Genomic DNA, 2,594 nt, shown 5'->3' with positions numbered 1-2,594 from the left:
CTTTAAAATTAGTATAAATTGTTTTAAAATTTAGAATAATGTTAAATAATCTTTACAGCGTTATTAATGGTTTTAAAGGCGATTAAAGTTGATTAAGTTTGAATAACTAAGTTTTACAACCAAAAATTACTGTAAAGATATCTTTACAAGTGGAAAGTTTTATTTCAAATCGTACTTTTTAGCCTTATTTAATACAGTAGTATGAGACACTCCAAGTACTTCTGCAGCCTTGCGCAGGCTTTGTTCTTCATTTAAAGTATGAGAAATCACAAGTTTCTCTAATTCACCCACCATTTTTTTAATCGATGATATTTCTTTGATATCAACATAATTACCCTTTAGTAGACTGTCTTCATTATAATCTCCGGCTTCTCTATTTAAGTAATTGTTATTTTGCAGTCTTAATCTATCAAATATAATATCATCTGCTGTAATTTCTAATGAGGAAACAAAATTAATTGCTCTTTCTAATACATTTTTAAGCTCACGCACATTCCCCGGCCAATCGTAACTCATTATCTTTTTTTTAGCCGCCGGACTTAAATGCTTATTTGGAATCCTCATCTTATTAGTAATTTTCCAGATAAAATATTTGCTTAAAGCAAATAAGTCTTCTCTTCTCTCTCTCAATGGAGGAATAATAATTGGGATTACATTGAGTCTGTAATATAAGTCTTCTCTAAACTTGTTTTCCCTAATCATCTCTTCAATTTTTCTGTTTGTAGCAGCAATCACACGCACATCAATGTTGATCATCTGATCACCACCAACTTTTCTGATCTGATTTTGTTCCAGAGTTCGTAAAAGTTTTGCCTGCAGATGTGCTGACATTTCTCCAATTTCATCTAAAAATATTGTGCCTTTATCCGCAATTTCAAAAAGGCCCTGTTTACCTCCCTTTTTGGCACCGGTAAAAGATCCTTCTTCATAACCAAAAAGCTCACTCTCTAATAAAGAATCAGGCAGAGCAGCACAGTTTACTGCAACAAACGGCTCCTGGCTTCTGGAACTTGCTGAATAAATGGCTCTGGCAAAAAGTTCTTTTCCTGTTCCACTTTCTCCTCGAATAAATATTGTTGAATCATTTTTGGCTGATCGCTTTGCATATTCTATTAGCTGATCCATCTTTTCACTTTGATGAATGATATCATTAAATTCAATTTTAGGTGTTTCATGGATTGTATTATATAGTTTTCTTACTTCATCAATATCTTTCATTGAAGCAACTGCTCCAATAAGATTGTTCTCTTCATCAAAAATCGGGGTAGTCGTGGTAAAATAATGAGACTTGCCATAATCTCCTTCAATTAAGATCTCTTCATTTTCTATTTTCTTTTTCTTTTTTAAACTTTCAATAATAGGAAGCCGATCTGAATCTAGAATATCTCTAATATCTTTTCCAATTGATTTTTTTAGTGAAACATTTAAGATAACCTCAGCTGACTTATTCATGGTGCTGATTTTCCCATATTTATCGATAGCAACAATTCCCTCTTTTAGATTATTCATTACAGTCTTTAATTCCTGCTCTTTAACTTCAAAAGGCATATATTCTATATCAGATACTTCTTTTACAAAATCTAAACGTTTTAATTCAACAAGCAGTTCTTCTCTTTTTACCTTTTTACACTCCGGCAGATCACCAACTCGAATATAAATTTCTCCAGGAACTACCTCCATTGCCATCAGATTAATATTTAAATCATCAACAAGATTAAGCAGACGGCTTGTTACTCCTGGCATATCAATAACATTTATCTTAAAAGAACAGCTCATATTTTTCTCCTTTCAGAAAAATCTGTTTTATTAGTTATAATTAGAAAAATACATGTCTGGGTTAGTATAAAGGCAAAAAAATAACTTCTATAGAATAACAGACATCTATTATTATAATTATAACATAGAATATATTAAAGATGAAATATTACAACTTCTAGCCTGGGTTAAAAATAAATCACAAAATCAAAAACAAAGTTCTCCTGCTTTTGTTTGATTTTTCCGAAAATATGTTGTATACTTTTTCATATTAAAAAAATTAATAACTATAATTGCTTAAATTATATCCTCAAACAGAAAGGAAAACCTTATGAAAAAATATGCTTTGACACTTATAGTCTTACTGGCAGCTATATTTATTTTGAATACCACTATTTACGCTGAAGCAGTAGTAGAAATTTTTGATGAATGGACAGTTTACCAGGATGAAGATTCTACTACAGGACAAATGAATGTATCAATCCATCAGATGACAGATTATGCTACCCCTCTATATATGAGCTTTTATCAGGGAGAAAGAACTATTGCAATAGTTCTTAGAGATTTAGACAAAACTGCAGATACATTGAAATAGATTATAAATTTGATGAAGCTCTTGAAAATTACAAGGATTTATTATTATCAGATTGAAAATTTTAACTTATATTATTGATACTTGAAGACAGAAAAACCCGCCTCTCGGCAGGTTTCTAAAATGGGCATCAGCCCTTAATATTCAATGGCGGAGAGACAGGGACTCGAACCCTGACACCTTTCGGCTTCACCGGATTTCAAGTCCGGCTCCTTAGCCAATTCGGACATCTCTCCACTTATGTCAC

2 protein-coding genes and 1 tRNA gene are annotated in these 2,594 nt (G+C 31.8%); 1 reads left to right on the top strand and 2 read right to left on the bottom strand.

Features of this window, described 5'->3' with window-relative positions:
* Window positions 1-159 precede the first annotated feature (159 nt).
* Window positions 160-1,776, bottom strand: a complete 1,617-nt coding sequence (locus tag CI949_RS19715; protein ID WP_290769599.1) for a sigma 54-interacting transcriptional regulator — start codon at window positions 1,774-1,776, stop codon at window positions 160-162.
* 310 nt (window positions 1,777-2,086) lie between these two features.
* On the opposite strand from CI949_RS19715, the gene CI949_RS19710 reads away from it, so the two are divergent.
* Window positions 2,087-2,350, top strand: coding sequence for a hypothetical protein (locus tag CI949_RS19710; RefSeq protein WP_073159372.1), 264 nt, complete (start codon window positions 2,087-2,089; stop codon window positions 2,348-2,350).
* 145 nt (window positions 2,351-2,495) lie between these two features.
* Here the strand turns inward: CI949_RS19710 and CI949_RS19705 are convergent.
* Window positions 2,496-2,583 (bottom strand) — tRNA-Ser (locus CI949_RS19705).
* Window positions 2,584-2,594: the final 11 nt, after the last annotated feature.

This window comes from Halanaerobium sp., from assembly GCF_003070835.1.
This window is presented reverse-complemented; position numbering and strand designations above follow the sequence as displayed.